Genomic DNA, 18,394 nt, shown 5'->3' with positions numbered 1-18,394 from the left:
CTTAGCCGGATTTGGTTTCCCACGGAACGATATGACCCAGACCTGCCTGACATTCCGTGACCTGACGTTGGGCTACAACAGCCATCCCGCGATCCATCACCTCGATGGCGCGATCCGCAAGGGCTCGCTGACGGCCGTGGTTGGGGCCAACGGCTCCGGCAAGTCGACGCTGATGAAGGGTATTGTCGGGGTGCTGAAGCCGATGGCAGGCGAGGTCATTCGCGCGCCGGGCGTGCGGGCGGCCTACCTGCCGCAGCAATCGGAACTCGATCGCTCCTTTCCCGCCCGCGTTGTCGATCTTGTCTCGCTCGGCCTGTGGCCGAAGCGCGGCATGCTTGGCCGCTATACCGGGGAAGATCGTGAGGCCGTCAGCCAGGCTTTGATGGCCGTCGGCCTCGGCGGTTTCGAGAAGCGGCCGATCGACACGCTGTCGGGTGGCCAGTTGCAGCGCACGCTGTTTGCCCGCGTGCTGTTGCAGGATGCCGACCTGATCCTGCTCGACGAACCGTTCAACGCCGTCGACGCCAAGACGGTCGGTGACCTCATTGCCTTGATCAAGCGTTGGCACGGCGAAGAGCGCACCATCATGGTGGTGGTCCATGATCTCGATCTGGTGCGCCAGAATTTTCCCGAAACACTGCTGCTTGCCCGTCAGCCGGTTGCCTGGGGCGAGACCCGGGAGACGCTGAAACCGGAGAACCTGCTGCGCGCGCGCCGCTTCCACGAAGCCTGGGAAGAGAACGCGCCCTGGTGCGAGCCTGACGAGCACGCTCATGACCATGACCATCCTGGCCACGACCACGATCATCACCACGGTGCCGGACCGAGGGCTGCCTGATGGATGCGCTCTACAGTCTTTTCATCGCCCCTTTCGCCGATTTCGGCTTCATGCAGCGGGCGCTGTTCGGCTCGCTGATGCTGTCGCTCGGCGCCTGCCCGATCGGCGTCTTCCTGATGCTGCGGCGCATGAGCCTGTCGGGCGACGCGATGGCGCATGCCATCCTGCCGGGTGCGGCCGCGGGTTTCCTGTTCTACGGGCTGGAAATCCTGCCGATGACCGTTGGCGGCCTGATCGCCGGCATCATCGTGGCGCTCGGCGCCGGTGCCGTGTCGCGCTTCACCATCCAGCGCGAGGACGCCTCGATGGCGGCCTTCTACCTGATTTCGCTCGCCATCGGCGTGCTGATGGTGTCGATCCGCGGCTCCAGCGTCGACCTCATGCATGTGCTGTTCGGCACAGTGCTGGCGCTCAACAACGAGGCTTTGACGCTGATCGGCGGCATCGTCGCGGTGACGCTGGTCAGCCTTGCCATCTTCTGGCGGGCGCTGGTGGCCGAATGCCTCGACCCGCTGTTCCTGCGTTCGGTCAGCCGCATGGGCAGCCCGGTGCATTTCATCTTCCTCGGTCTCGTCGTGCTCAACCTCGTCGGCGGCTTCCAGGCGCTCGGAACCTTGCTTTCCGTCGGATTGATGATGCTGCCGGCGGCAGCCGCGCGCTTCTGGACGACGCGCGTCGAACCGATGTGCGTGCTGGCCGTACTGATCGGCTTTGCCTCCTGCATCGCCGGACTGCTCTTGTCCTATCATGCGTCGCTGCCATCCGGCCCTGCCATCATTCTGTCGGCTGGCGTCGTCTATTTCGCCTCGATCCTGTTTGGCACGCGCGGCATCCTGCGCGCCCGCATCATTCATCACCGTCACAGAACGGCCTGATCCCCCGCCCTAAAAGGAGACCCGCTTATGCTCAAATCGATCCGTGCCGCCCTGACGATGAGCGTTATAACATTTGCCGCCTTTAGCGCGTCATCGGCTTTCGCCGCGCCGCTGAAAGTGGTCGCCAGCTTCACAGTCATTGCGGATTTCGCCAAGAATGTCGGCGGCGACCGCATCGCGATCACCACGATCGTCGGCCCAGACGGCGATGCCCATGTCTACGAGCCGAGCCCTGCCGACGCGGTGGCCATGGCCAAGGCCGATATCGTGCTGGTCAACGGCCTGCACTTCGAAGGTTTCCTGCAGCGCCTGGTCGATGCCAGCGCCACCAAGGCCTCCATTGTCACCTTGACCAAGGGCGTGACGCCGATCGACTTCAAACCTGAATTCGCCGACGCCGATGCGGCCGAGGGTGCCGGCACCGGCGGCGGCAAGACGGTCACCGATCCGCACGCCTTCCAGTCGATCGCCAATGCCAAGATTTATGTGAAGAACATCGCCGATGCCTTTTGCGCGGCCGACAGCGACGGCTGTGTCAGCTACAAGACAAACGCCGCCGCCTACACCAAGAAGCTCGATGCTCTGGAAGGCGAAGTGAAGGCGGCGATCCAGTCGATCCCCGAGGCAAAGCGCGTCGTCATCACCTCGCATGACGCCTTCGGCTATTTCGAACACGAATACGGCCTGACCTTCCTCGCTCCGCAAGGCATCTCGACTGATTCCGAACCGTCGGCCGCCGATGTCGCCAAGCTGGTCGAGCAGGTGAAGCAGGACAAGGCCGCGGCCATCTTCGTCGAGAACATCACCAACCCGCGCCTGATCGAGCAGATCGCCAGCGAGACCGGTATCAAGGTCGGCGGCACGCTCTACTCGGACGCGCTGTCGCAGCCCGACGGCCCGGGCTCGACCTATATCGACATGATGCACAACAACATCCGTCAGATCAAAGGTGCCATTCTAGGCAGCTGAATTTGATCCGCACCCAACCGGGCCGTATCGGCCTGGTTGGATTTTCTGGCGGGCCATGTCTATTTGGCAGAGAATTCCGTCGATGCGGATTGCCGTGCCCACCGGGCAATGGCAAGACTGCCGCCAAACCAGATTGCGAGGATATGAGCCATGGAATATCGCCAGATCAGCGAGGACTATTCGGTCTCGGGTCAGATCCAGCCCGAAGATGTCGCCACCATCAAGGAAGCCGGCTTCAAGAGCGTGATCTGCAACCGGCCGGACGATGAGCAGCCCGGCCAACCTTCGGCGGACACGCTCAAGGCAACGGTGGAAGCCGCTGGCCTCGCCTTCCGCTACATCCCGGTGATCAGCGGCCAGATGACCGCCGAGAATGTCAAGGACCAGGCAGAGGCGCTCGACGAGCTCCAAGGCCCGGTGTTTGCTTATTGCCGGTCCGGCGCGCGCTGCACCAATCTGTTCCTGGCGATACAGCAGTCGAAGGCTTAGATCGGCAGCGCCCCGGTTTCCTTCAGCGTCTCCAGCACGATCGCGGTCTTCACATGCTGCACGGATTCATGCGGCAGAAGCACGCCGTTGACGAATTCGGACAATGATTTGAGATCGGGCGTCACCACCTTCAGGATGTAATCCATCTCGCCGGTCAGCGCATGCGCCTCCTGCACTTCCGGCAGGCGCGCCACCAATTCGCCGAAGCGCCGCGCATTGTCGCGATTGTGGGTGGCCAACGTCACCGAGATGACGTTGACCAGCGAGAAGCCGAGCCTCTCGCGGTCGAGCACGGCGCGATAGCCCTTGATATAGCCATCCTCCTCCAGCCGCTGCCGGCGGCGCGAGCATTGCGATGCCGACAGGTTCACCCTTTCGGAAAGGTCGTTGTTGGTGAGCCGCGCGTCGCCCTGCAAGAGCGCCATTATCTTGCGGTCAAACTGATCAATGCGCGTTTCATCCATGGTTTTTTCTCACATCATGCATGCTTCACGCATGACATCACCATTTCAAGCGTTTGAATGCAAGCACCATGCACAGGCTCCGCGCTATGATGGCGTTGGATGGCCTTTTTAGGCCAAGCAGCTTCCGGAGGAATTATCATGGGTCCCTTCCCACACGACGCCCCGCCCGCCACGATCAGCAAGGACAACCCTGCCGGCACCGATGGCTTCGAGTTCGTCGAATTCGCGCATCCGGAGCCCAAGAAGCTAGCCGAACTGTTCACCCGCATGGGTTATATGGCGGTAGCCAGGCATCGCACGAAGGACATCACCGTCTGGCGCCAGGGCGACATCAACTATGTCGTCAATGCCGAGCCCGGCTCGCATGCGATGAAGTTCGCCGACAAGCACGGCCCTTGCGCGGCCTCGATGGCCTGGCGGGTGGTTGATGCCAAACATGCTTTCGAGCATGCGGTGTCGAAGGGCGCCACGCCTTATGAAGGCGACGACAAGGCGCTCGACGTGCCGGCCATATCAGGCATCGGCGGTTCGCTGCTCTATTTCATCGAGGCCTATGGCAAGAAGGGCTCGGCCTATGAGGCCGAGTTCGAATGGCTGGGCGAACGCGACCCGCGACCGCAGGGCGTCGGCTTCTATTACCTCGACCACCTGACCCACAATGTCTATCGCGGCCAGATGGACAAATGGTGGGACTTCTATCGCAATCTGTTCGGTTTCAAGCAGATCCATTTCTTCGACATCGACGGCAGGATTACCGGCCTGGTCAGCCGCGCCATCACCTCGCCCTGCGGCAAGATACGCATTCCATTGAATGAGTCCAAGGATGAGACCAGCCAGATCGCCGAATACCTGAAGAAGTACAATGGCGAAGGCATCCAGCACGTCGCTGTCGGCACGGACGACATCTACGCCGCCACCGACAAGCTCGCCGATAACGGGCTGAAATTCATGCCCGGCCCGCCCGAGACCTATTACGACATGTCGTATGACCGCGTGAACGGCCATGACGAGCCGATCGAGCGGATGAAGAAGCACGGCATCCTGATCGACGGCGAAGGCGTGGTCGATGGCGGCATGACCAAGATCCTGCTGCAAATCTTTTCGAAGACCGTTATCGGGCCGATCTTCTTCGAGTTCATCCAGCGCAAGGGCGATGAAGGCTTTGGCGAAGGCAATTTCCGCGCGCTGTTCGAATCGATCGAGCAGGACCAGATCAAGCGCGGCGTCATCAAGGTTGACGGCAAGGCGGCGTAAAAGTGAAAGCTCGTTTGCGGTTCGATCAGCGTTGACCTAAGTTCCGGCCATAAGAGGTCGATCTGTGAACGTCTCCATAACTCAAAGCCGCCGCAGATCCAGCGCAGCCTGACCCACTTCATTGTTCACGGACGACTAACTTCAGCCGGAGCCAAACTGTCGGAACTAGTGAGACGCGCGAAAGCTGGCGAGGAGATCGTGCTCACGCGACGCGGGAAGGCCGTGGCGCGTCTCTTGCCGCCGCCGGGGAAGGAAGACCTTTTGCCACGCATCGGCGCCTTGAAGGGCAAGATTCGTATCGCCGATGATTTTGACGCCCTCGGCTCTGAATGGGCCGAGTATTCGAGATGACGGCTAGAGCCCCAGCCGCTCGACCTCTGTCTCCCTCAGCTTGAAATCGTAATCGAGCAGAAACTCGTCCAACTGGGGCGGCGCGACCGAGCTACCGGACAGCATGGCGTGGACCTGGCCGCGATGGTGGATGTCGTGCAGGAAGACGTGCGCCAGGATATCGCCGATCTTTTCCGGGATCATGCCGTCCTCGCGCCGATCGGTGATGACGCGGCGATCGAGATCGGTCTCCGACAGGCCATCGCAGAAGGCGATCAGCCGCCGGTCGGCCGCAAGTTGAGCCACGCAAAGCTCCGGCGCAGCATCGAAAGGCATGAATTCATCGTAGGCAGCGGCACCGACGCCGCCTTCTTCGAGAAAATCGAGATAGAGCTGATCGACCGCGAGGATGTGGTTAAGCGTCTCCTTGATCGACGGAAAAAAGCTGGTGCGTTCGGCTTCGAACTCGTCGGGCTTCAGCGCAAGCACGGCGCGATAGAGCCGGTCGTTCGACCACAAATTATTGCGCGCCATGCGGCGAAGATGCTCGAGCAGGGTCATTCTTCCTCCTTGCGCTCACCGCTCGTATTTCTCCACCGTCTGCTCGATGGCGCCGAAAATCGAGGCTCCGGTCTTCGACTTCATCTCGATGCGCACCGTATCGCCGAAGCGCAGGAACGGTGTCTTCGGCTCACCCCCTTCAATGGTCTCGATCATCCGCAATTCGGCGATGCAGGAATAGCCGGCGCCGCCCGCCGAGACTGGCTTGCCCGGGCCGCCGTCGAGTTTGTTGGATACCGTACCCGAACCAATGATGGTGCCTGACACCAGTGGCCTTGTGCGGGCGGCGTGAACGATCAGGGCCGGGAAATCGAAGGTCATATCGATACCGGCATTGGCGCGGCCGAACGGCTTGCCGTTGATGTCGGCGAGCAGCGGCAGGCTGACCTTGCCGCCATCCCAGGCGTCGCCCAGCTCATCCGGCGTCACCGCGACCGGAGAGAAGGCGGAGGACGGTTTCGATTGGAAGAAGCCGAATCCCTTGGCGAGTTCCGACCCGGTGAGCGCGCGTAGCGTGACATCGTTGACCAGCATGACCAGCCGGATCGCGGCGCGTGCCTGATCGAGGCTGGCGCCCATCGGCACGTCGTCGACGATGACGGCAATTTCGGCCTCCATGTCGATGCCGAAGGCTTCATCCGCCATGCGGATCGGATCGCGCGGCGCCACGAAGGAGTCCGAGCCGCCTTGGTAGATCAGCGGATCGGTCCAGAAGCTCGCCGGCATTTCGACGCCACGCGCTTTCCGCACCAGTTCGACATGGTTCATATAGGCGGAGCCGTCGGCCCATTGATAGGCGCGCGGCAGCGGCGAATGCGCATCGTGTTCGTGGAAGCGAGCTGCCGGCATCGCATTGTTCTCCAGCGATTCCGCGATTGTCGCGAGATGCGGCGAGATCCTGCGCCAGTCGTCGAGTGCCGCCTGCAGCGTGCGTGCCAGGAACGAGGCGTCGGTGTATTGCGTCAGGTCGCGCGAAACCACGACGAGTTTCCCGTCGCGCGTTCCGTCCTTCAGCGTGGCAAGCTTCATGTGGTTCCCTCTCCTGAGGCGGCCTTGCCGCCGCTTTGATTTCTTGTCTCACGCATGATCTTTTCCGAAAACCGGTTCCCATTTTTCGCTGACGCGGTCCTTCGGTTCGGGATCATGCTAGCTCCACAACAAGGCCGTCCCGGGCGATCGTCAAGTCGCCGATCCATGTTTTCCTGACGGCGTCGATCCAGTCCGCCTCTGCGATCTCTGCCTCGTCGGCCGGAATGAGGTGATTGAGCACCAGCCGCTTCACGCCGGCATCGCCGGCGACGCGGCCGGCCTCCTCGGCAAAGCTGTGGCTGGCGAGCAGATGTTCCCTGAGCCGCGCGCCATTGCCGGTTCTGGCGACCAGCCGTTCGATGCCTTCTTCCAGCACGGCTTCATGGACGAGGATATCGGCACCTTCGGCGAAATCGGCGAGCGGCGGGAAGAAGGCCGTGTCGGCCGAGAACACCACGCTTTTTGCGCCATGCTCGAAGCGCAGGGCAAAGCAGTCGGTCACCGGTGGGTGGTCGACGCGCAGCGCCGTCACCTTCAGGCCGCGTTGCTCGACCACAGGGCCCTCGCCGAATTCGTCTACAGAAACCAACTCGCGAATGTCGGGCCGGCCTTCATCGACGATGCGGATCTCGATATCGAATTCCATTGACTGACAAAAGCGCCGCCAGTAGTGGCCGACCCCAGGCGGGCCGAACACGGTGACCGGCGTCGCCAGGCCAGCCGTCCAGGCGGTGTGGATCAGCGGACCCAGTTCCAGCACATGGTCGGAATGCAGGTGTGTAATGAAGATCAAGTCGAGCGCCTTCAGGCTGACACCGGCATCGACCAGGCCGCGCGTGACGCCAAGCCCGCAATCGACGACGATCGCTCGCCCACCGATCTCGAGCAGCGACGAACTCGGCCACGGTCCGCCCGGCCGCAGCGCCGGACCGCCTTTCGAGCCCAGCAGCACCAGCCGATCCGGCGTTGGCTTGCGGCTCAAGACCAGTCGCCCTCGGGCGTGCCGTTGAAGCGTTTCTTCAGGTCGGCCCAGCAGTCGATGTAATTGTCCTGCCGGGTTTCGAGTTCGGCACCGTAGCGGGTCAGCATCTGCGGAAAGCGGGTCTCGAACATGAAAGCCATGGTGTTGTCGAGCTTGACCGGTTTCAGGTCGGCGCGCGAGGCTTTTTCGAAGCCAGGCGCATCCGGTCCATGGGCCAGCATCAGATTGTGCAGGCTGATGCCGCCGGGAACGAAACCCTCCTCCTTGGCATCGTACTGGCCGTGGATCAGCCCCATGAACTCGCTCATGATGTTGCGGTGATACCAGGGCGGCCGAAACGTATCCTCGGCCACTAGCCAGCGCGGTGGGAAGATGACGAAATCGATATTGGCCGTGCCTTCCTCGCCGCTCGGCGCGGTGAGCACGGTGAAGATCGAGGGGTCGGGATGGTCGAACAGCAGCGCGCCGACCGGCGAAAAGGTCGCCAGATCATATTTGTAGGGGGCGTAGTTGCCGTGCCACGCCACCACGTCGAGCGGCGAATGGCCGATCTCGGTGACGTGAAAATTGCCGCACCATTTCACGATCAGCCGGCACGGCGTCTCTTTCTCCTCGAACCAGGCGCAAGGCGTCTTGAAGTCGCGCGGATTGGCCAGGCAATTGGCGCCGATCGGGCCGCGGTCAGGCAGCGTCAGCTTGGCGCCGTAATTCTCGCAGACATAGCCGCGCACTTCGGCGTCGACCAATTCGACCTTGAAGACGAGGCCGCGCGGCAGCACCGCGATCTCACCTGGCCTGAGTTCAATGACGCCCATTTCGGTGACGAAGCGCAAGCCGCCCACCTGCGGCACCACCAGCAACTCGCCATCGGCATTGAACAAATGATCGTCGACCATCGATGTGTTGGCGACATAGACATGGGCGGCCATGCCGGTCTGCCCGAGCACGTCACCGGCCGTGGTGACGGTGCGCATGCCCTGGATGAAATCTGTCGGTTCGTTCGGCATCGGCACCGGATTCCAGCGGTACTGGCCAAGCGCCAGCTCATGATCGCCGACATTTGGGGCGGTCTTCCACCGGGGGTAGCTGGCGGCCTTGAACCGGCCCGTATGCTTGACGCTCGGCCGGATGCGATAGAGCCAGGAGCGCTCATTGGTGCCGCGCGGCGCGGTGAAGGGCGAACCGGAAAGCTGTTCGGCATAAAGGCCGTAGGCCGGCCGCTGCGGCGAGTTGCGCCCCTGCGGCAGCGAGCCAGGCAGTGTCTCGGTCTCGAAGTCGTTGCCGAAGCCCGGCATGTAGGAAAGGGCCATCGCTTCCTCCCGGATTGACCAAACTGGTTTCATTTGTAACCATTGAAAATGTAACTATCAATCTTCCGTTTTTCCCGGGTGCGGACAATGGACATTCTCGAACTCGAAGGCTTCCTGCCCTACCGGCTGTATCGCCTCGCCGATGCCGTCAGCCGCGAATTCTCTAAGGTCTATAAGGACCGCCATGGCCTGACCCGGCCCGAATGGCGCACGTTATCGGGGTTGGGACAGCGCGGCACGATGACCGCGACGGAACTTGGCGAACAATCGGCCATGCACAAGACCAAGGTCTCGCGCGCCGTGGCCGAGTTGGAACGGCGGCGCTGGTTGATGCGAACGGCTGACGAGAACGACCGCCGCGTCGAGCACCTGACACTGAGCAAGACCGGGCTTGCGGCCTATCGCGAGATGGTGCCGCTGGCGAAGGCGTTTGAGAGGGAATTGCTGGCCAAGTTTGGCGTGGACGAACGTGCGGCGATTATGAGCGGGATGGCGGCACTGGAGATGGCGTTGGAAGGAAAATAGAGTTGATAGGCTGGCAGGACAGAGGGGCGCGAAGGAACTCCACATCTCTGTCGACGCGTCTCACCAGTCCATCACCACCTTGCCCGAACTGCCGCTCCTCATCGCATCGAACCCAACCTGGAAATCATCGACGCCAATGCGATGCGTGATTAGGCCGGTCACATCGAGCGGGCCCTGCACCAGGGCGATCATCTTGTACCAGGTCTCGAACATTTCGCGGCCATAGATGCCCTTCAAGTGCAGCATCTTGAAGATGACCTTGTTCCAGTCGATCTCGAAGCCGGTCGGCGCTATGCCGAGGATGGCGATCTTGCCGCCATTGTTCATGGTGTCGATCATGTCGCGGAAGGCGGGCGCGGCGCCCGACATTTCGAGACCGACGTCGAATCCCTCGGTCATGCCGAGCACCGGCATGACATCGCGCAGCTTTTCCTTCGAGGCATCGACGACATGTTGGACGCCGAGCTTTTTCGCCAGCGCCAGCCGCACCGGGTTGATGTCGGTGATGACCACCTTGCGCGCGCCGACGCACTGCGCGACCAGCGCGCCCATGATGCCGATCGGTCCGGCGCCGGTGACCAACACATCCTCGCCGACCAGATCGAAGGACAGCGCCGTGTGGACGGCATTGCCCAAGGGGTCAAAGATCGCGGCAATCTCGTCCGGAACATCGTCGGGAATCGGCACGACATTGTGCTGCGGGATCGCCAGATATTCGCCGAAGGCGCCAGGACGGTTTACGCCGACGCCGAGCGTGTTGCGGCACAGATGTCCCCTGCCCGCACGACAGTTGCGGCAGTGGCCGCAGACAATGTGGCCCTCGCCCGACACGCGCTGGCCGACCTTGTATTCGGTAACCGCAGCACCAAAGTCGGCGACCGTTCCGACGAATTCATGGCCGGTGACCATCGGCACCGGCACGGTCTTCTGCGCCCACTGGTCCCAATTGTAGATATGCACGTCGGTGCCGCAGATCGCCGTCTTCTTGACCTTGATCAACACGTCGTTGGGGCCGATCTCCGGCACCGGCACCTCTTCCATCCAGATGCCCGGCTCGGCCTTGGCCTTCACCAGCGCCTTCATCATGTTCGACATTCTTTTGTCCCTCGAATCTCTTGATCCGGAATCGCTTTTCGGCGCCGGCCGTTCAGGAAATCACGCCCAATTCCCTACCGACCGCACCGAATGCCTCCACCGCGCGGTCGATATCAGCGCTGGAATGCGCCGCCGACATTTGGGTGCGGATGCGCGCCTGGCCTTTCGGCACGACCGGGAACGAAAAGCCGATGACATAGATGCCACGCTTCAGCATGCGCGCGGCCATTTCCTGCGCCAGCGTCGCATCACCGAGCATCACCGGTATGATCGGATGATCGGCGCCTGCCAGCGTGAAGCCAAGCTTACCCATCTGGGACCGGAACCGCGCCGCATTGGCATATAGGCGCTGGCGCAAGGCATCGCCATTGCGGATCAGGTCGAACACCTTGATCGAGGCGCCGGCGATCGCCGGCATCAGCGTGTTGGAAAAGAGATAGGGCCGCGAGCGCTGGCGCAGCCAGTCGACGACCTGGCTTTTACCAGAGGTATATCCGCCGGAAGCGCCGCCGAGCGCCTTGCCGAGCGTGCCGGTGATAATGTCCACCCTACCCTCGACGCCGCAATGTTCGGCCGAGCCGCGGCCGTTTGCACCGACGAAACCAACCGCATGGCTGTCGTCGACCATCACCATCGCGTCGTATTTCTCGGCGAGATCGCAGACACCTCGGAGATTGGCGATGATGCCGTCCATGGAAAACACGCCGTCGGTGGCGATCAGCCGGAAGCGGCAATCCTTCGCTTCCTGCAATCGCGCCTCGAGATCGGCCATGTCGTTATTGGCGTAGCGGAAGCGTTTGGCCTTCGACAGCCTGACACCATCAATGATCGAGGCGTGGTTCAACGCATCCGAGATAACAGCATCCTCTTCGCCAAGCAGCGTCTCGAACAGGCCGCCATTGGCGTCGAAGCAGGAGCCGTAGAGGATGGTGTCCTCCAGGCCGAGGAAGGATGAAATTGTCGCCTCGAGCTGTTTGTGCTCTTCCTGCGTGCCGCAGATGAAGCGCACCGAGGCCATGCCGTAGCCGTAGCGATCGAGCGCCTGCGTGGCCGCCGCGCGCAGGTCCGCGCTGTCGGCAAGGCCGAGATAATTGTTGGCGCAGAAATTCAATACTTTCTCGCCGCCGACCTCGATTTCGGCCGACTGCATCGAGGAAATCACCCGCTCGGACTTGTAAAGGCCGGCGGATTTCAGCCCTGCAAGCTCGCTGTCGATATGGGAGAGAAATGCTGCGGTCATGATCAGGCCTCGTTTGACGTGGACAGACTGTCGTCCCGCCGGCGCAAAAAATCCATCGCAAAAGCGACCGGATCAGGTGGCCGGGCAGCATCAGCCGGGATGCAATGGACATTGCCCAAGTGACGGCCCGGGAACGCATGGACTGACGAATGCTCAAATGCGGGCTTGCGGCGAAAGAAGCCGATAACCATTTCGCGATTTCTCCCCGCCTCCCCCTTGCCGGCCGGCAGTCGACTTCCGGTCCTGTTAACGTTTGCAGTTCAATGGTGCTCATACAGAAATCCGTTGGCGAGAGGACCGCCCCCGAACATGTCTCAGCAGCCGGTGCAAACCGTTTCAGGCAAGCTCATACTGCTGATCAAAGCTGGCTACTGGCTGGCGCTGCTGATCATTGCCGCCATGGTGGCGGCCTCCTTCGTCCTGCTGCAGCAGACGATGGCCACGCAGCAGCACAACAACACGCTGCTCGACATCGTCGGCACGCAAAAAACGTTATCGCAGCGCATCGTTTTCCTTGCCAGCGCAACGGGCGCCGCCTCGCGCGACAAGCAGCCAGCGCTGGTTAGCGCGCTGAAGCAGGCCACGGCTGAGTTCGAGACAAGTTATGATCTGCTGCTCAAGCAGACAGGCGCGGATCCGCAATCGCCTGCCAAGCTCGATCCGAAGTCGATCGAGAGCGTGCTTTTCGCCAAACCCTTCCATCTCGACTATTTCTCGGTTGGCCTGATCGCCAATGGCGATCGGCTGGTCTCGGCCTTTGAATCGCAACTCAACCAGCTCGACAATGGGGGCTACAAGGGCGGCGCCGAACGAGTCAACCTCGATGCCTCGGTCGCCAATGCCACGCTGTCGGGCTATGCCGCGCTCGGCCAGCGTATCAGTGCGGATGCCGACGAGCGCTCCGAGAAGCTGCTCACCCTCCATCGCACGCTGTTCTACGCCACCCTCGGTGTCATCCTGCTGGTGGCGCTGTTCATCTTCAGACCGATGTCCAACGCGATCCTACGCAAGACACGTGAACTGGTCGATGCGCGCAATTCGATGGCCTTCATCGCGGTGCATGACGGCCTGACCGGCCTGCACAACCGCACCTTCCTGACCGACCATTTCGAGACGCTGATCAAGGGCGCGCATCGCCGGCGCGAACGCCTGGCCGTGGTCCAGCTCGACCTCGACCGCTTCAAGCAGATCAACGATACGCTGGGCCACGCCGCCGGCGACTATGTCCTGGTGGTGACCGCACAGCGCATGCGCGATTCCTGCCGGGCGTCGGATCTGTGCGCGCGGCTTGGTGGCGACGAATTCGTGATGATCCTCAACGGAGCCGGCAACACCGAGGACATCAACATGCTGGCACGGCGCATCCTGGTGCACATCAATGAGCCCATCGTGTTCCAGGGCACCACCATCCTTCCGGGCGCCAGCGGCGGCATCGCCGTCTATCCGATCGATGCCGACAATGCGCAAGACCTGCTCGTGCATGCCGATCTGGCGCTTTACTCCGCCAAGAAAATGGGTGGCGGTAACTTCTCGTTCTTCTCAGAGGAACTGCGCCGCGAGCTCGACTACCGCAAGCAGCTCGAACACGACATCAAGGTCGCCATTTCCGAGAAGGCGTTCCAGGTCTATTTCCAGCCGCAGGTCTCGCTGACCGACGGCACCATCAGCGGCATCGAAGCGCTCGTGCGATGGAGCCATGCCGAGCGCGGCATGATCTCGCCGGGCGAGTTCATTCCGGTCGCTGAGAAATGCGGCTTCATGCCGGAGATCGGCCGCATCGTGATCAGCAAGGCGATCAACGAGGCCGCTGAATGGAACCGTGCCGGGATTGCCTTCGGGCGGCTTGCCGTCAATGTCTCGGGCACCGAGTTGCGCGAGCACGATTTCGATGCGTTTCTGTTCGAGACGCTGGAGAAAGCCGGACTACCGCCACAGAAACTGTCGCTGGAAATCGTCGAATCCGTCATTCTCGACGACGAGAAGACAGGCATCGCGGCGAAGCTGCGCCACATCAGGGCGGCCGGCGTCCATCTGGAGCTCGACGATTTCGGTACCGGCTATGCTTCGCTCAGCCACGTCAATCCCAACGAGATCGACCGGCTCAAGATCGACCGCCGCTTCGTCCAGAACATCCATGAGAATGGAGACAACTCCAAGATCGTGCGCGCCATCACGGAGCTTGCCCGGGGGCTGGGCATCTCCATCGTCGCCGAGGGCGCCGAAACCGAGGCGGAACTCGATTCGCTGATGGCAATCGGCTGCGACCAGGTGCAAGGCTATTCGATCGCTTTTCCGATGCCGCATGACAAGGCGCTTGAATGGCTGGCCGCCCGCATGCCGAAGAAAGCCAGGCTGACGGTATTGCAGGGAAGCCTGGCGTAGGTAGAGCCCGGCCAGCCTTGACAAGCAGCCGCGAAAATGGCGGCCTGCCCTGATCGCAACGGGATAGCGGCCGCATGACATTCCTTCGGCTTGCCCTGGCAGCCATGTTGATGCCGGCGTTGCCGGCCTATGGCGCGGATCGCACCATCTATCTCACCTTCGACGACGGTCCGCTGAACGGCACAAGCAACATCCTCGACGTCTTGGAGGCAGCGCAGGTTCCCGCAACGCTGTTCATGGTCGGCATGCATGCCGAAGCCAGTGCGTCCAACAAGGCGTTGGTACGGCGCGCCAAGGCAATGCCGCTGGTGACGATCGGCAACCACAGCTACAGTCACGCCTACAATCACTACCGGCACTTCTACGGCGATACGGAAGGCGTGGTTGCCGACATGCTCATGGCCAATGCCGTATTGGGCCTGAAGCCGGCGGTGCACGCCCGCCTGCCGGGACGCGATGTGTTCCGGCTGCCTTCGATGTTGTAACGCGCAAGATCAGATGGCATCAGCCGGCCAATGCTGGGAAAAGGTGATAATTGCCGGGAACAGCCGCTAGAAGCCTGGAAAACAAGGGGTTTGGGCGGAAACGGCGAGGCCAGACAGTCGCCGAGCCAGGAAACGGCCGCGCAACTTCACTTGGCACCAAAACCGGGTGGCGGCGCCGGCCGCGCAAGATCAGATGGCATCAGTTTACGGCCAGGCCGGACGGCCGGAAGAGCTTCATCGCCGCCTCGATGGCGAGCAGCAGAGCTTGCGGCGGGTAATCCAGCATTCGCAGGCTGTCGGGCTCGTCACCAGGCACGCCGCAGATCGGGACAAGCCGATAATCACCCTCGAACGGCTCGACATCGCCGCTGGCATAAAACATCAAGCCGGGAAAGCGACCGGCAAGGAACGCCTCGATCCCGCGCAGCGCAGCCTCGGCGCGAAACGGCCCTGACGGTGGCAAAACAACGAAACTGCTCACCTCGGTCGCGTCACTGTCGGCTTCCGCCAGGTCGATGGCCGAATGCATGAGAACCTCCGTTAGAACTGGCCAATACCGCGCATCTGGCAGATCGTGATGACCGCGACCGCCGAGTTCTCGCCGCCGTCGCCGATCGCATTGACTGCGAACACTCTGTTGCCCGCCCCGCTGGTGACCAACACGCCCAGGTACGGCGCGAGACCGGTGTATGCACCGTAGCCATTCTTCGCGTTAACCGTGCCGCAAACCTGAACCACCCCCACATCCGATATAGACGCGCCCATATTGCCAAAAACGGGGCTGCCGGGGTCTTTGAGCTGCATGGCGACTGCAAACTTGACAATCTTCTGTTCATTTTTGGTGAGCTTGTAAGGCCGATAGGTATGGCCATCACCAGCCGCCGCTGGACCAAGCCACGTGAATATGCAAACAGCGGCAAAGAAGGCGGTCAGACCACGCATAGTTCCCCTCCACAATCCCCTAAATAGAGCCGCCTGCCCACCGCACGCGGCCTCCAATGATCAGTTCCGGCTGCTCGGCGAGCGGCACCTCCTCCGTCTGATAGCGCGGGTTGTCGCTTCTGAGGAGAAGAACGCCGGAATGCAGCAATTGCAAGCGTTTGAGCCTCACCAGGCCGCCGTAGACTAGGACATAGATCGCCTCGTCGATGAACTCGCGGATCGAGATGTCCACAATCATCAGATCGCCATCGTTGATCGTCTCGCGCATCGAATCGCCCTGGGCGACCATTAGGCGGGCAAATTTCGGGCTGACGCCGATCCTGCGCAGCCATTCCTCGCGAAACGCGAAGATATCCGGTTCGCTCTCTTCATAGATATCCACGGTGCCAGCGCCGGCACTTGGCCGGATGTCGAGCTTGGGCACCGATACGAAACCCTCAGGGGTGCCGCCGGTCACCATGATGCTCTCTCCCATACCGTGGCCAGGACGCATCGGGCCGCTGTCCATTGCAAGCCAGTCGAGTGAAACCCCGCCGGTCTTGGCGATAGCGATGAGATTGTCCAGGCCGGGCATCGTGCCTTTCAGGTATTGGCGGAAAGACGAGTCGCTGAGGCCAGCCCTTTTCGCAAAAGCGTGAGGTGATTCGCCACCCATCGCCAGGACCAGCCTTTCCGGGAAGGTGGTTTGCGTCATTACGTGAACTCTTGCTGGCGGCAAGAGTTCCTCGATTGCGTGCTGCATCCTAAAATTCCCGTTTCTCCACAAGGACTTAAGCAAAACTCACGGAATTGCGTGACGAGGTGAACTCTTGCGTGGCCTAGGTTCACGTTTTTACGTTGCTCTACTTGCGTAATTATGCGACATTGGTGGCGACTAGTGTTGTTTAAACCTTTAACCATCCGGCCTTTCAAAGGTCGGACGATCGGTGGAGCCGCCATGAACACGCCGCAGGTGTGGGACCGTCACGCCATCAACGCCGAGATCCGGCGCCGTGGCATGACCCTAACCGGGATCGCGAAAGACGCAGGGCTCTATTCAAGCGCCTGCCGGCAAGGGATCATCGGCCTCAGCCGGCCAGGCGCTGAAGCAATTGCCTCGGCGCTAGACTTACCCTTCCGCACACTCTTCCCGACCCTTTACACCCGTGGCCGTCATGACGAGGGGGACAATACCAGCACCGCCAGCCGCAGCGGAAGTGCAAAAGTTGCACTCATTTTAGACACCGCGTCGGGCCCGCCCTGACCCCGCCGTCTAGCGCCAGAGCATGCGCAGACAGGGGATTTCAAACGGGGAGCCTGCGGACGTGACGACCACTACCAAGATCAAGATTGCTGAAATACGGGTGCCTGCCAACCGGCGGCGGCTCGACCCGGCTTGGGTGGCCACCATCATGGCCGACATCCAGGGCGGCAACGGCCACATGACCCCGATCGAGGTCGTGCCCGAGAAATCTGAAAGCCACGAATATCGCTTGATCTTCGGCGGTCATCGTCTCGCCGCCGTCGCCGCCCTCGGGCTTGCTGAGATCGACGCCTTCGTCAAAGACCCCAAGGACGTCGCCACTGAAACGCAGATCCGCAAACGCGAGATCGCCGAGAACCTGATCCGGCGCCAGCTGTCGGTGCTCGACCGCGCGAAGGACATCGCCGACTGGCGCGACATCTACGACGCGGAGCACGGCACCGGCAAAACCGGGCGCAAGAAGATCCGGGAGGTCGTCGAAGACGATGAATTGAGTGCAAAGTTTGCACTCAATTTCTCGGAAGCCGCGCAAACGGTACTCGGCATATCGCGCCGCAGCGTTTTTCACGCCCTCAAGATCGCGACCATTCCGGAGCAGGTCCGCCAGGACATTTCGCTGCACGCTGTCGCCAACAGCCAGACCGACCTCCTGCAGCTCGCTGCCGAAACACCCGAGCGCCAGATCGCCATTGCGCGCCTGCTGACGCTGGAAGCCGCCGACGCGCCGAAGACGGTCAGCGACGCGATCGCCGTAATCGACCGCACCTCCAAGCCGGCGACGACCCCGAAATGGGAGAAGGTCGCCAGCGAGTTCTCCAAGCTGAAGGAGAGCGAACAGGACCGTTTCTTCGCCCTGCACGAAGCCGCCATCCAGCGGTGGATGAAAGGCCGGAAAAGCTGATGGTCCGCTCCCGCCGCGACCAACTCACCGCAGACCTGTTCGAATGGGAACCGCCGAAGGTCGCGGTCGGCTACGCCGCCGACGTCGCCGGCCGTGGCGAGCTCGACCACCAGATTTCGCGGCTGGTGAGCCGCGCGCTGCGCGATTGCCGCGACGACGGCAAGGGCTCACGGGCCGACGTCGCCCGGCGCATGTCGGCCTATCTCGACCGGCCCATCTCGGAAGGCATGCTGAACAAGTGGTCGTCGGAAAGCGCCGAAGAGCACCATATTCCGCTCGACGCCTATATCGCCCTGATCGACGCCACCAAGGCGGAAGGCCTGCTCGGCTTCGTGCCGGAGAAATTCGGCTACGCGGTCGTGCCCGAGAAGTACGCCGACATCATCGAAATCAGCCTGATCGAAGAACACGAACGCGACATCGCCGCCCGCAAGACGGCGCTGATCGCACGCTCAAAAGCAAAGCGCTGAAAGGCCCACG

General features: G+C 61.8%; 22 protein-coding genes. 12 read left to right on the top strand and 10 right to left on the bottom strand.

Annotation, left to right across the window (positions count from 1 at the left end; genetic code table 11):
• Positions 1-31: 31 nt before the first annotated feature.
• The 4 genes from aztA (at position 32) to O7A60_RS18615 (ending at position 3,171) form a co-directional block, all read left to right on the top strand.
• Positions 32-838: a zinc ABC transporter ATP-binding protein AztA gene (gene aztA / locus O7A60_RS18630; RefSeq protein ID WP_337107492.1), complete on the top strand. Its 807-nt coding sequence runs from the start codon at positions 32-34 to the stop codon at positions 836-838.
• Entirely contained in the window at positions 838-1,713 is an 876-nt protein-coding gene (aztB, locus tag O7A60_RS18625) for a zinc ABC transporter permease AztB (RefSeq protein WP_337107491.1), read from the top strand. The genes aztA and aztB overlap by 1 nt, the downstream gene beginning before the upstream one ends.
• Before the next feature lie 27 nt (positions 1,714-1,740).
• On the top strand, positions 1,741-2,682 hold the full coding sequence (aztC, locus tag O7A60_RS18620) for a zinc ABC transporter substrate-binding protein AztC (protein ID WP_337107490.1): 942 nt from the start codon (positions 1,741-1,743) through the stop codon (positions 2,680-2,682).
• A gap of 150 nt (positions 2,683-2,832) precedes the next feature.
• A complete protein-coding gene (locus O7A60_RS18615; protein ID WP_337107489.1) occupies positions 2,833-3,171 on the top strand; it encodes a protein tyrosine phosphatase family protein in 339 nt (112 codons plus the stop codon).
• Here the strand turns inward: O7A60_RS18615 and O7A60_RS18610 are convergent.
• Positions 3,168-3,635, bottom strand: coding sequence for an Lrp/AsnC family transcriptional regulator (locus O7A60_RS18610; RefSeq protein WP_337107488.1), 468 nt, complete (start codon positions 3,633-3,635; stop codon positions 3,168-3,170). The genes O7A60_RS18615 and O7A60_RS18610 overlap by 4 nt on opposite strands.
• A gap of 138 nt (positions 3,636-3,773) precedes the next feature.
• Between O7A60_RS18610 and hppD the strand changes: the two genes are divergently transcribed.
• Together hppD and O7A60_RS18600 are read left to right on the top strand one after the other, a co-directional pair.
• Positions 3,774-4,889 (top strand): 4-hydroxyphenylpyruvate dioxygenase, encoded by a 1,116-nt coding sequence (gene hppD, locus O7A60_RS18605; RefSeq protein ID WP_337107487.1) that lies wholly within the window; start codon positions 3,774-3,776, stop codon positions 4,887-4,889.
• 24 nt (positions 4,890-4,913) lie between these two features.
• Positions 4,914-5,240, top strand: coding sequence for a type II toxin-antitoxin system Phd/YefM family antitoxin (locus tag O7A60_RS18600; protein ID WP_337107560.1), 327 nt, complete (start codon positions 4,914-4,916; stop codon positions 5,238-5,240).
• 3 nt (positions 5,241-5,243) lie between these two features.
• Here O7A60_RS18600 and O7A60_RS18595 read toward each other — a convergent pair whose 3' ends face one another.
• The 4 genes from O7A60_RS18595 to hmgA form a co-directional block, all read right to left on the bottom strand.
• Entirely contained in the window at positions 5,244-5,780 is a 537-nt protein-coding gene (locus O7A60_RS18595) for a DinB family protein (protein WP_337107486.1), read from the bottom strand.
• A gap of 15 nt (positions 5,781-5,795) precedes the next feature.
• Positions 5,796-6,809: a fumarylacetoacetate hydrolase family protein gene (locus tag O7A60_RS18590; RefSeq protein WP_337107485.1), complete on the bottom strand. Its 1,014-nt coding sequence runs from the start codon at positions 6,807-6,809 to the stop codon at positions 5,796-5,798.
• Positions 6,810-6,921: 112 nt separating this feature from the next.
• Complete coding sequence (locus O7A60_RS18585) at positions 6,922-7,791, bottom strand: MBL fold metallo-hydrolase (RefSeq protein ID WP_337107484.1); 870 nt, start codon at positions 7,789-7,791, stop codon at positions 6,922-6,924.
• Complete coding sequence (gene hmgA / locus O7A60_RS18580) at positions 7,788-9,101, bottom strand: homogentisate 1,2-dioxygenase (protein WP_337107483.1); 1,314 nt, start codon at positions 9,099-9,101, stop codon at positions 7,788-7,790. The genes O7A60_RS18585 and hmgA overlap by 4 nt, the downstream gene beginning before the upstream one ends.
• Before the next feature lie 87 nt (positions 9,102-9,188).
• Here hmgA and O7A60_RS18575 point away from each other — a divergent pair, with 87 nt between their 5' ends.
• Positions 9,189-9,626, top strand: a complete 438-nt coding sequence (locus tag O7A60_RS18575; protein ID WP_337107482.1) for a MarR family winged helix-turn-helix transcriptional regulator — start codon at positions 9,189-9,191, stop codon at positions 9,624-9,626.
• Positions 9,627-9,686: 60 nt separating this feature from the next.
• Here O7A60_RS18575 and tdh read toward each other — a convergent pair whose 3' ends face one another.
• Complete coding sequence (gene tdh / locus O7A60_RS18570; protein ID WP_140507281.1) at positions 9,687-10,721, bottom strand: L-threonine 3-dehydrogenase; 1,035 nt, start codon at positions 10,719-10,721, stop codon at positions 9,687-9,689.
• A 52-nt stretch (positions 10,722-10,773) separates the two neighbouring features.
• The gene (locus tag O7A60_RS18565; RefSeq protein WP_337107481.1) at positions 10,774-11,961 is read right to left on the bottom strand and encodes a glycine C-acetyltransferase; all 1,188 of its coding nucleotides are present in this window, start codon (positions 11,959-11,961) and stop codon (positions 10,774-10,776) included.
• Positions 11,962-12,270: 309 nt separating this feature from the next.
• On the opposite strand from O7A60_RS18565, the gene O7A60_RS18560 reads away from it, so the two are divergent.
• A complete protein-coding gene (locus tag O7A60_RS18560; protein ID WP_337107480.1) occupies positions 12,271-14,343 on the top strand; it encodes a putative bifunctional diguanylate cyclase/phosphodiesterase in 2,073 nt (690 codons plus the stop codon).
• A gap of 74 nt (positions 14,344-14,417) precedes the next feature.
• On the top strand, positions 14,418-14,828 hold the full coding sequence (locus O7A60_RS18555; RefSeq protein WP_337107479.1) for a polysaccharide deacetylase family protein: 411 nt from the start codon (positions 14,418-14,420) through the stop codon (positions 14,826-14,828).
• Between the two features lie 199 nt (positions 14,829-15,027).
• Here O7A60_RS18555 and O7A60_RS18550 read toward each other — a convergent pair whose 3' ends face one another.
• From O7A60_RS18550 to O7A60_RS18540, 3 genes are read right to left on the bottom strand one after another with little or no spacing between them, the layout of a single operon-like run.
• The gene (locus tag O7A60_RS18550) at positions 15,028-15,357 is read right to left on the bottom strand and encodes a hypothetical protein (protein ID WP_337107478.1); all 330 of its coding nucleotides are present in this window, start codon (positions 15,355-15,357) and stop codon (positions 15,028-15,030) included.
• Positions 15,358-15,368: 11 nt separating this feature from the next.
• Positions 15,369-15,770, bottom strand: coding sequence for a hypothetical protein (locus O7A60_RS18545; RefSeq protein ID WP_337107477.1), 402 nt, complete (start codon positions 15,768-15,770; stop codon positions 15,369-15,371).
• A gap of 19 nt (positions 15,771-15,789) precedes the next feature.
• On the bottom strand, positions 15,790-16,464 hold the full coding sequence (locus O7A60_RS18540) for a LexA family transcriptional regulator (RefSeq protein ID WP_337107476.1): 675 nt from the start codon (positions 16,462-16,464) through the stop codon (positions 15,790-15,792).
• Positions 16,465-16,707: 243 nt separating this feature from the next.
• On the opposite strand from O7A60_RS18540, the gene O7A60_RS18535 reads away from it, so the two are divergent.
• The 3 genes from O7A60_RS18535 to O7A60_RS18525 all read left to right on the top strand — a co-directional run bounded on the left by O7A60_RS18535 (position 16,708) and on the right by O7A60_RS18525 (position 18,384).
• A complete protein-coding gene (locus O7A60_RS18535; RefSeq protein WP_337107475.1) occupies positions 16,708-17,013 on the top strand; it encodes a helix-turn-helix domain-containing protein in 306 nt (101 codons plus the stop codon).
• 61 nt (positions 17,014-17,074) lie between these two features.
• On the top strand, positions 17,075-17,914 hold the full coding sequence (locus O7A60_RS18530) for a ParB N-terminal domain-containing protein (protein WP_337107474.1): 840 nt from the start codon (positions 17,075-17,077) through the stop codon (positions 17,912-17,914).
• Positions 17,914-18,384 (top strand): hypothetical protein, encoded by a 471-nt coding sequence (locus tag O7A60_RS18525; protein ID WP_337107473.1) that lies wholly within the window; start codon positions 17,914-17,916, stop codon positions 18,382-18,384. The genes O7A60_RS18530 and O7A60_RS18525 overlap by 1 nt, the downstream gene beginning before the upstream one ends.
• Positions 18,385-18,394 lie beyond the last annotated feature (10 nt).

This window comes from Mesorhizobium salmacidum (SeqCode), assembly GCF_037179605.1.
GTDB lineage: Bacteria > Pseudomonadota > Alphaproteobacteria > Rhizobiales > Rhizobiaceae > Mesorhizobium > Mesorhizobium salmacidum.
This window is presented reverse-complemented; position numbering and strand designations above follow the sequence as displayed.

Coding starts and splice junctions, on each gene's coding strand:
- O7A60_RS18560 (WP_337107480.1), top strand. CDS start 12,271: ATGTCTCAGCAGCCGGTGCAAACCGTTTCAGGCAAGCTCATACTGCTG.
- hmgA (WP_337107483.1), bottom strand. CDS start 9,101: ATGGCCCTTTCCTACATGCCGGGCTTCGGCAACGACTTCGAGACCGAG.
- hppD (WP_337107487.1), top strand. CDS start 3,774: ATGGGTCCCTTCCCACACGACGCCCCGCCCGCCACGATCAGCAAGGAC.
- aztB (WP_337107491.1), top strand. CDS start 838: ATGGATGCGCTCTACAGTCTTTTCATCGCCCCTTTCGCCGATTTCGGC.
- O7A60_RS18535 (WP_337107475.1), top strand. CDS start 16,708: ATGAACACGCCGCAGGTGTGGGACCGTCACGCCATCAACGCCGAGATC.
- O7A60_RS18590 (WP_337107485.1), bottom strand. CDS start 6,809: ATGAAGCTTGCCACGCTGAAGGACGGAACGCGCGACGGGAAACTCGTC.
- O7A60_RS18545 (WP_337107477.1), bottom strand. CDS start 15,770: ATGCGTGGTCTGACCGCCTTCTTTGCCGCTGTTTGCATATTCACGTGG.
- O7A60_RS18525 (WP_337107473.1), top strand. CDS start 17,914: ATGGTCCGCTCCCGCCGCGACCAACTCACCGCAGACCTGTTCGAATGG.
- aztA (WP_337107492.1), top strand. CDS start 32: ATGACCCAGACCTGCCTGACATTCCGTGACCTGACGTTGGGCTACAAC.
- O7A60_RS18550 (WP_337107478.1), bottom strand. CDS start 15,357: ATGCATTCGGCCATCGACCTGGCGGAAGCCGACAGTGACGCGACCGAG.
- O7A60_RS18540 (WP_337107476.1), bottom strand. CDS start 16,464: ATGACGCAAACCACCTTCCCGGAAAGGCTGGTCCTGGCGATGGGTGGC.
- tdh (WP_140507281.1), bottom strand. CDS start 10,721: ATGTCGAACATGATGAAGGCGCTGGTGAAGGCCAAGGCCGAGCCGGGC.
- aztC (WP_337107490.1), top strand. CDS start 1,741: ATGCTCAAATCGATCCGTGCCGCCCTGACGATGAGCGTTATAACATTT.
- O7A60_RS18615 (WP_337107489.1), top strand. CDS start 2,833: ATGGAATATCGCCAGATCAGCGAGGACTATTCGGTCTCGGGTCAGATC.
- O7A60_RS18595 (WP_337107486.1), bottom strand. CDS start 5,780: ATGACCCTGCTCGAGCATCTTCGCCGCATGGCGCGCAATAATTTGTGG.
- O7A60_RS18575 (WP_337107482.1), top strand. CDS start 9,189: ATGGACATTCTCGAACTCGAAGGCTTCCTGCCCTACCGGCTGTATCGC.
- O7A60_RS18555 (WP_337107479.1), top strand. CDS start 14,418: ATGACATTCCTTCGGCTTGCCCTGGCAGCCATGTTGATGCCGGCGTTG.
- O7A60_RS18565 (WP_337107481.1), bottom strand. CDS start 11,961: ATGACCGCAGCATTTCTCTCCCATATCGACAGCGAGCTTGCAGGGCTG.
- O7A60_RS18610 (WP_337107488.1), bottom strand. CDS start 3,635: ATGGATGAAACGCGCATTGATCAGTTTGACCGCAAGATAATGGCGCTC.